This is a genomic window from Loigolactobacillus zhaoyuanensis, from assembly GCF_003946385.1.
In the GTDB taxonomy this organism is placed as follows: domain Bacteria; phylum Bacillota; class Bacilli; order Lactobacillales; family Lactobacillaceae; genus Loigolactobacillus; species Loigolactobacillus zhaoyuanensis.
Window position 1 is genome coordinate 1 of record NZ_RHOE01000089.1, and the last position, 8,230, is coordinate 8,230.

The window sequence follows — 8,230 nt, forward strand, 5'->3', positions numbered from 1 at the left end:
ACTGTTTGTGCTTCGTCTGTTTCTGAACGAAAAATCAATCCTAAACGTCTTCAAAGGTTAGCTAGAAAGAGTATTCAGTATGGTGTCGGTACTAAAGCACAACAAACACTCCAAAAACAGTTGGAATGTCAAAAAGTAACTCGACAACATAATAGACGTACTAAGAAGATCTTGGATCAAGAAAAAAGATATAAATTGCACCAGGCCAAGAAAATACAAAAACACAAGGGACATTGAGAAGCTAGTATAGAAAACTATGTGTTGCATTTTAGGGCCTATATCTAACAAATCGCCCCTCAAAAGCATTGAAAGAATAACCCCCAATATCTATATTATAGATGTTGGGGGTTATTTATTTTCATATTATAAAAATAACTTCTTCTATTCGTCATTTTTTCGATACCTTTTAGCACGATTTTGACACTCCCTAACTTTGATATACATCTCCTCATTTCACTTATATTAAAATGTAATAGAACTTAAATTATACCGGATAAAATCAGAGTTTCATCATCCCGTTAAATCAGATCATATTCTCAAAGCATTAGTGCCTGACATCCCGTTTAAGGCGTTTGAATTTGTTTTTAGTATCATTAGCCACAAAACAACTAAAGTCTCTTAAAACGTCTTACATTGCTGATTAGGTAAAATGCTGAAATTGTGTTTAGTTGTTACGGCCTTAAAAATTTTGATGTATATCTGTGTGGTGGCGTAGCCCACCTTTTTATATACCTTTTTAAAACCTTTTTTAAAACCCTTTTTAGGCGTGCTGTATCCTTAGAGTCCCAAGGGATACAGCAATGTTTAAGGGTACTTTTGCGCGTTTATAAGGGTACTTTTGCGCGTTTATAAGGGTACTTTTGCGCGTTTATAAGGGTACTTTTGCGCGTTTATAAGGGTATGATGTGTGTTATAATACTCTTTAATTAAAAAAGGAGGGAAAGTCTTGCACGAAATAGTTAAATACCATAATGATTTGAATACCGTTCCGATGCGTAAGTTTAGCGAGATAGAGCTAAATATTTTCATGGCCGTGGTACAACAAATGCGTGATAAATCAATGGATAAGATACAACTATCATTTACCAGATTGAAAGAACTCGCTAACTGGAAAAGGAAAAAAGATGATGCAGAATTCACTAAATACTTACATAGCGTAGCCGAGAAACTGATTCATCTATCTGGGACTCGTTGGTCACCAGACGGGAAATCATTTGATATGTTCATCCTCTTTACACGGTTTACAGCCGACTCTAATAGCCAAACATTAGACGTTAGTGTTAACCCTGAATTTAGTTATATATTAAACGACTTTACAGGTGGTAATTTCGATCAATATGAATTGGCGGAATTCGTGGCGTTGTCAACAACGTACGGAAAAACTTTGTATCGCTTGCTGAAGCAATACCGAACGACTGGATATTTAAATCTTCCAATTGATAAGTTTAGAGAATTATTAACCGTTCCAAAAAGCTACTCAATTAGTGATATCGATAAACACGTATTCACAAAATCAACCCGAAAAGATATGGCTAATGCTTTCAAACATCTAAAAATTAGAAAAGTGTACGGGAAGGGTCGTGGCAAACCACTGGTTGGTTACGAATTCTTATTTGACAAGGAAACTGCTAACGCCGATCAAAAACGTATTGAATTTGATAAACGTGCCATGCAAGGTTTTAATCCAAATAATACTTCAGCTGATTGGGATTTTCGCAAGTTGCTAGAGTAATTTTTAATGTAATTCAATTAATTTTGTACCCAAAACGCCATTTTTATTGACGTTTTGGGTACAAAATTAATTGAAAATAACCGATTTCACACGATTCAAATACAGCAGCCAGTATTAATGGTGTTAAGGTACCAAAAACGACCATTTTTTAGCCAAAATTTGTGCGCGAAATTTCCCCCATAAAAATAAGGGTTTCTCGTAATTATCGTTTTTAGTAAAACATACGAGGAACCCTTATTTTTATGGACTTATATAACTGTTTTAGCAAAATGCAAAACGGAAACTTTATTTTTAAAAATTGATTTTCGGTGTGGATTTACCAGCTAATTCGTCCATCAGGGATTTTTTCAATTGCCCGCCATGAGTTCCCATAGCCCTTATAAGCCAGCTTATTACGTATTCTTTCTTGAATGACCTCCCGATCAAGCCCACTCCCTTGTAACCTATCAATTTTATGCTTAAGTTTTCGTAAGTGTCCATCACGTACATCACTTGCTTTCATGATGAAAGCCAACTGTTCAACTAACGCTGCCTGCCATTCAACGTCTTCACGCTGTTCGTCAGTCTCGTTTGCAAGGCAATTATATAGATCTGTTAGCGCGTCGTCGTTGAATTCATTATCAACCAACTGTTTAACGCCGTATTCTAGCGATGTTGCCAGACCACTGGTATTGGTTATTCTGACTAATCGCATTGTGAATACAGTAGCAATTTCTTCGGTGGTTAACCCGTTATCCCGTAGGTTTTTAACACCTTTGACAATACTATTAATCATAGTATGACTGGCTGCTTTCGCACGGAACGTCTCTGCAATCAGCTGTGCAATTATGCCGTTGTCGTCCTCGATCTGCGCAATGTACATGTCCATGTTATAGATCGTCTTCATGTCCTCAAAAAGTAATTTAACTAAGTCGTGTAATGCTGGTTTTTGTTTTATTCCTGTCATTTTTTATCTCCATTCGATTACGTTTGTTGTAAAGGAATGGAGCGCCTACTCATTGCTTGTTTCTAAAATATGCCCTGCGTGTATGTGCAGCTACTACCGCTGGCACCCCTACCAACGGATTCGCGAATTGAATTAATCACCCCCTTTATTGTTTGCTTGGTCAAAAGCATGCGTAAATTTGAATTAATCTGGCAACTTTTCAAGCGGATTATTAGTATCACCGTTGCCAAAGCGTGCTAGTAGTTCGTCTTCAGCTGGTTCGGTTGCATCTTCGCCTATTTGCGCGGTTGCTAACTCATACTCGTTAAATCGTTTAGCAAAAGCATCATTGCCTGCAATTTTTGGATTACTTAGCTGCATGGCTCCAGTGAGCTGTGGCCAAAGTGCTGTGACCATTACGGCTAGATCATGATTGGGATTATCTTTATCTAATTTCGCTACGACCAATTGCGATACAATTGCCTTAGACCGTGACTGGTAGCCCCTAACCTCACGCCGAATACCCACTCGATTTTCTTCCCATTGCTGATTGAATGCTGAAGTGTGATTTTTGGAGTTTTTGGCTAGTGACTCAGCCAAAGTTTTAATTTCGCGCTGCATACCCTCGGATAGCAGTTTTTTGAAGTGTGAGTTGCCATGTAGGTATGCGTCCAATGCGAATATGTACTCGGCAACCACTCTGTTAATCGATCGTACCCGCGTGTCCACGTTAACTTCATAGTTGTAACGATCATTCTTAGCTTTAGCCTGTACAGTCTCTACGTAATGCTTAATACTGCGATAGCTATAGTCTTCAGTTATGCTGAAGCCGCCTAATAGGTCAATGTCACCGTTAAGCATTTTGGCTATGTCTGTGGTCTTATGGAGTTCAAACTCAATGCGCCAGTAGTTTTTATGTTTCAACTTTAACTCTTTCAACGCTTCAGGGTCTATCTCCCGATCACGTTCAGCAGCGTACTTGTCGTATATGCGGATCAAGTCACTTTTGTTGCTGCGTTTGCCAAAGTAATAAGTCTCTTCCTTATACTGGTTTGCTGCATTCATCTTGGTATTAATTTTGATTAGTTTGTCACGCTTAAGTGCTTCATCTGCAATCGAACCCCAATGCTCACGGGTTAAACGACGATCAATAACAATATTCATCTCACTGAGATCCTCGTACACGTCAAACGCTATATCCAAGCGCTGTATCGTCCAACTATTGGTAACTAGGTACCGCTGAAGCTTGCTAATCATGAGGAACAATAAGCCGCGCTCAGGCTTAAGTGTCCACCGATTAGGATTGAATTCAAGACTAATCACGCTGCTAGTAAACGATAGGTACACTTCAACCACACCACCCACACGTGGCCTATACTCAACGTTTAATGACTTATCAGTAATTTTTTTGTCACGACTAAGGGAGTACGCCATACTACTTAGATGCTGTAGCAGCTCAACTCGCTTTGATTCGTCTATATGGCCCTGTAGTTTCACCTTATCGATCGATACCGCCCGCGGCGCAAATAATATGCCTAAATCCTTTTCTGCTTGGTTATTATCTTGTTTCTGTTGCCTTGCCATTCCCTTATCCCCCTTTACTCACTGTTTCAATCTTATCAATTACCCAATTATTACTATCACTTACAATCGATTTTACACAATGCTACATCTTGGTATTACGTTAAATAACTTCATTAAGAAAAAGATTAGCCACATGAAACATGCTATATATAAGCGATTATTTTTTACATGATGTTTAATCCGTCTATTATTATTAATTCGAATTTTACATGAAAGCGTGTGCGCCGTCAATACCTTTTTTTCGCAACAAAAAAACGCCCCACAATTTAGGTAAGCGTTTTTGAGACTGTAGACTACATACTACTATTCTTTTCAAAATTGATGTATTGTCGCAACGCCATACGGATTATTTGAGATCTATTCGGCGGTGTCATGAATGCGTCATGCGGTTCCTTGTCCCATTCCTTTCGCTCACTTGCTACCAGCTTATCTAATTCGGCCAGCATTGCATTATCTACGGTTATTGTCACTCTAGTGTTTCTATCCGAAACAGCCATATGTTAAACACCCCGCTATATTTTAATTTAATACTTAATTATTACATAAATACATCACTGGTGCAACACCAAGCGCTAAGATATTATTCAGTGCTTACTCCAGTAATCCCGTGCTATAATTAGCTATCGGTAATTCGATGTTTTTTACCGATATAAAATGCTATTTATCAATCAAAAATTAGCTAAAATTCACAAACTTTTCAGTTTAACAAATCGCGTTAAAACAGCAATTTGATTAATGTAGTTAGGTAGACCAATTTAAAATCACAAGCAAAAATTAAAAAGTGCTGTAACATCGGTAATTCCGGCCCTACTTTGACTAATTAGCATTATGTAAACTACATAGTAATTCTCATACTTTTTAGGAGGTTTTCCATGAATATTCCACGCGTTACGCAGCTAACTGTTGGTGACCTCAAACAGTTACTCAACCAATATAATGACAGTACCACCGTATATGTTTCCAACGATACCGATAAAGAAGTTTCCGCCTATGAAGCTGTTAGTGTTGAGAGCGATATGCTAGATGACAAACCGGTGATTATTATTAGTGGTGGTATCGTAGAGGAACGATAGGACTGAATTCATATGTTAACTTACAAAGAACTTGCCGAACGCTTAGGCGTTAAAAAGGACACGGTCATATACCGTGCCCGAAAGTTACCTGCGGATAATATTATCAAGAAAAATAACAAAAACTATTTGACTGAAGCAGCCGTTAAAACGATTACCAACGAGATCAAGAAACAGCAACAGGCTAGTCACAATGCTACCGATCTATTAGCCGAACAACTCACTAAAAAGGACGAACAAATTGCCCAGTTACAAAAGCTTTTAGATCAGCAACAGCAATTAACTGCTAACTTACAGACCCGATTAGATGATACCCAAAAACAGCTTACAATCGTACAAAATGATAAACCAAAAAATTGGTGGCAACGGCTTTTTGAACATTAAAAAAGCACAACCTAATTTAGGTTGTGCCCATTTTATAATATCTAGGTAAGGAAGTTCGGCGGTGGCAATCTCCAAAAAAGAAAAGAAGACTAGTTAAATGGCGGAAGATAAATTTGAACAAGCTGTAATTGACAAGCTAAAGAGTGAAGGTTGGGAATATCTAACAGATTATTCTGGTGTAACAGTTGATCGGTTATATGATCACTGGCGAGATATTCTGAATGCCAACAATCGTAAACGACTAGAAGATACGCCGTTGGGGGGCAATCATGAGTAATAAAGTGCCTCAAATTCGCTTTAATGGTTATAGTGATGATTGGGAAGAGCGTAAGTTTGCTGATTTTATTGATGTTAAGTCTGGAAAAGACTACAAACATCTGAATTCAGGATCGATACCTGTCTATGGAACTGGTGGATATATGCTAAGTGTAGATAGAGCACTCTCAGATATAGATGCTATTGGGATTGGAAGAAAAGGTACAATTGATAAGCCTTATTTATTAAAAGCGCCTTTTTGGACTGTTGACACCTTGTTTTACGCTGTTCCTAAACAAAATATTGACCTTCAATTTTCACTATCTATTTTTAAAAAAATAAATTGGAAAAAATTTGATGAATCTACTGGTGTACCTAGTTTATCGAAAACTGTAATTAACAGTGTGAGTGTTGCTGTTCCAAGTTATGAAGAACAGCAAAAAATAGGTTCATTCTTCAAGAAACTAGATGACACTATCGCTCTTCATCAACGTAAGTTAGATTTATTGAAAGAACAGAAAAAAGGCTTTTTACAAAAGATGTTTGTATAGGGTCTATAACTATCATTTAGCCCCCTATTTACACCAGAATATTCTTCGCAACCAGTAGTTGCTTTTAGTGCGCTAATAATTAGCGTGCTTTTTTCTCGCTTCAATATGATAATTAATCTATTGAAAGTGAGGTTACGTTTATGATTTTAGGGCAAAGGATAAAAGAAGAACGAGAAAAAAGGCAGTGGACACAAGATTATCTTGCAGAAACGCTTAATGTTTCTCGTCAGGCCATTTCTAAGTGGGAAGTCGGAAGTACTTATCCCGATATTGATCGTTTAGTGCAAATCAGCAATTTATTCGACATTACCTTAGATAGTTTGATCAAAGGCGATGATTCACTAAAAAAAAGCATAGTTATTACCAAAAACGCAAAGGCACAAACTAATGTCTGGGAATTTATGCGCAGTACTGGTTGGATGATGGTAATTGCAATTATTTATTTAGTCACCAAAATGATTATCGCTGTCTTTAGTTAAGAAACCTTTAGGAACTATAATTACCAAATATTCCATTCAGAGTTTTAAGCAAACTATTCTGAATGGGGTATTTGAGTTAAACTAGCAGTAGAAAGTAAAAACACAGTTCGGTTGGTAGTCCGAACATAGCGAAGCTATCAGTAACCTGCCTCCTTGGTTGTCCATCTTTCTTAATTAATTTTAAGGAGGATGTTTGATGTCTACTATCAAGTTATCATTAACAATTGTCTATGAACCACCGTTTTACAAAGCTATTTTCGAAAGACGCTTTGATTCCACTTATGAAGTTAGCCAAATTAACTTAGGTCCTTCAGAACCTAAATTAACTTTGATTTACGATCTGGTTATTCATCATTGGAATAGAATTATCTTTTTCAAACAAACTGTTTGTGCTTCGTCTGTTTCTGAACGAAAAATCAATCCTAAACGTCTTCAAAGGTTAGCTAGAAAGAGTATTCAGTATGGTGTCGGTACTAAAGCACAACAAACACTCCAAAAACAGTTGGAATGTCAAAAAGTAACTCGACAACATAATAGACGTACTAAGAAGATCTTGGATCAAGAAAAAAGATATAAATTGCACCAGGCCAAGAAAATACAAAAACACAAGGGACATTGAGAAGCTAGTATAGAAAACTATGTGTTGCATTTTAGGGCCTATATCTAACAAATCGCCCCTCAAAAGCATTGAAAGAATAACCCCCAATATCTATATTATAGATGTTGGGGGTTATTTATTTTCATATTATAAAAATAACTTCTTCTATTCGTCATTTTTTCGATACCTTTTAGCACGATTTTGACACTCCCTAACTTTGATATACATCTCCTCATTTCACTTATATTAAAATGTAATAGAACTTAAATTATACCGGATAAAATCAGAGTTTCATCATCCCGTTAAATCAGATCATATTCTCAAAGCATTAGTGCCTGACATCCCGTTTAAGGCGTTTGAATTTGTTTTTAGTATCATTAGCCACAAAACAACTAAAGTCTCTTAAAACGTCTTACATTGCTGATTAGGTAAAATGCTGAAATTGTGTTTAGTTGTTACGGCCTTAAAAATTTTGATGTATATCTGTGTGGTGGCGTAGCCCACCTTTTTATATACCTTTTTAAAACCTTTTTTAAAACCCTTTTTAGGCGTGCTGTATCCTTAGAGTCCCAAGGGATACAGCAATGTTTAAGGGTACTTTTGCGCGTTTATAAGGGTACTTTTGCGCGTTTATAAGGGTACTTTTGCGCGT

General features: G+C 37.0%; 10 protein-coding genes. 8 read left to right on the plus strand and 2 right to left on the minus strand.

The genetic code is table 11. The features are described 5' to 3' along the window. Positions 1–237, plus strand: a 237-nt coding sequence (locus EKM76_RS12145; RefSeq protein WP_125550878.1) for a DUF2992 family protein, incomplete at its 5' end; no start/stop codon positions are given. Positions 238–946: 709 nt separating this feature from the next. Next, positions 947–1,732: a replication initiation protein gene (locus EKM76_RS12150; protein WP_125550879.1), complete on the plus strand. Its 786-nt coding sequence runs from the start codon at positions 947–949 to the stop codon at positions 1,730–1,732. 316 nt (positions 1,733–2,048) lie between these two features. Here the strand turns inward: EKM76_RS12150 and EKM76_RS12155 are convergent, their stop codons facing one another. Both EKM76_RS12155 and EKM76_RS12160 read right to left on the minus strand, forming a co-directional pair. After that, positions 2,049–2,678, minus strand: coding sequence for a hypothetical protein (locus tag EKM76_RS12155; RefSeq protein ID WP_125550880.1), 630 nt, complete (start codon positions 2,676–2,678; stop codon positions 2,049–2,051). Positions 2,679–2,861: 183 nt separating this feature from the next. After that, on the minus strand, positions 2,862–4,241 hold the full coding sequence (locus EKM76_RS12160) for a hypothetical protein (RefSeq protein ID WP_125550881.1): 1,380 nt from the start codon (positions 4,239–4,241) through the stop codon (positions 2,862–2,864). A gap of 872 nt (positions 4,242–5,113) precedes the next feature. Between EKM76_RS12160 and EKM76_RS12165 the strand changes: the two genes are divergently transcribed. From EKM76_RS12165 to EKM76_RS12190, 6 genes are all read left to right on the plus strand, one after another. Beyond that, a complete protein-coding gene (locus EKM76_RS12165) occupies positions 5,114–5,314 on the plus strand; it encodes a hypothetical protein (RefSeq protein WP_125550882.1) in 201 nt (66 codons plus the stop codon). Between the two features lie 12 nt (positions 5,315–5,326). Then, entirely contained in the window at positions 5,327–5,695 is a 369-nt protein-coding gene (locus tag EKM76_RS12170; protein WP_125550883.1) for an Lrp/AsnC family transcriptional regulator, read from the plus strand. A 97-nt stretch (positions 5,696–5,792) separates the two neighbouring features. After that, a complete protein-coding gene (locus EKM76_RS12175) occupies positions 5,793–5,972 on the plus strand; it encodes a PDDEXK family nuclease (protein ID WP_085013068.1) in 180 nt (59 codons plus the stop codon). Continuing rightward, positions 5,965–6,501, plus strand: coding sequence for a restriction endonuclease subunit S (locus EKM76_RS12180; RefSeq protein WP_125550884.1), 537 nt, complete (start codon positions 5,965–5,967; stop codon positions 6,499–6,501). Before EKM76_RS12175 ends, EKM76_RS12180 begins: the two co-directional genes overlap by 8 nt. Before the next feature lie 140 nt (positions 6,502–6,641). After that, positions 6,642–6,980, plus strand: a complete 339-nt coding sequence (locus EKM76_RS12185; protein WP_003646108.1) for a helix-turn-helix domain-containing protein — start codon at positions 6,642–6,644, stop codon at positions 6,978–6,980. Positions 6,981–7,176: 196 nt separating this feature from the next. Next, the gene (locus EKM76_RS12190) at positions 7,177–7,599 is read left to right on the plus strand and encodes a YjdF family protein (RefSeq protein WP_125550885.1); all 423 of its coding nucleotides are present in this window, start codon (positions 7,177–7,179) and stop codon (positions 7,597–7,599) included. The last annotated feature ends 631 nt before the right edge of the window (positions 7,600–8,230 follow it).

Bases quoted from the DNA above. Each gene is read 5' to 3' on its own strand.
- EKM76_RS12155 (WP_125550880.1), bottom strand. From the start codon at position 2,678: ATGACAGGAATAAAACAAAAACCAGCATTACACGACTTAGTTAAATTA.
- EKM76_RS12170 (WP_125550883.1), top strand. From the start codon at position 5,327: ATGTTAACTTACAAAGAACTTGCCGAACGCTTAGGCGTTAAAAAGGAC.
- EKM76_RS12160 (WP_125550881.1), bottom strand. From the start codon at position 4,241: ATGGCAAGGCAACAGAAACAAGATAATAACCAAGCAGAAAAGGATTTA.
- EKM76_RS12165 (WP_125550882.1), top strand. From the start codon at position 5,114: ATGAATATTCCACGCGTTACGCAGCTAACTGTTGGTGACCTCAAACAG.
- EKM76_RS12175 (WP_085013068.1), top strand. From the start codon at position 5,793: ATGGCGGAAGATAAATTTGAACAAGCTGTAATTGACAAGCTAAAGAGT.
- EKM76_RS12190 (WP_125550885.1), top strand. From the start codon at position 7,177: ATGTCTACTATCAAGTTATCATTAACAATTGTCTATGAACCACCGTTT.
- EKM76_RS12185 (WP_003646108.1), top strand. From the start codon at position 6,642: ATGATTTTAGGGCAAAGGATAAAAGAAGAACGAGAAAAAAGGCAGTGG.
- EKM76_RS12180 (WP_125550884.1), top strand. From the start codon at position 5,965: ATGAGTAATAAAGTGCCTCAAATTCGCTTTAATGGTTATAGTGATGAT.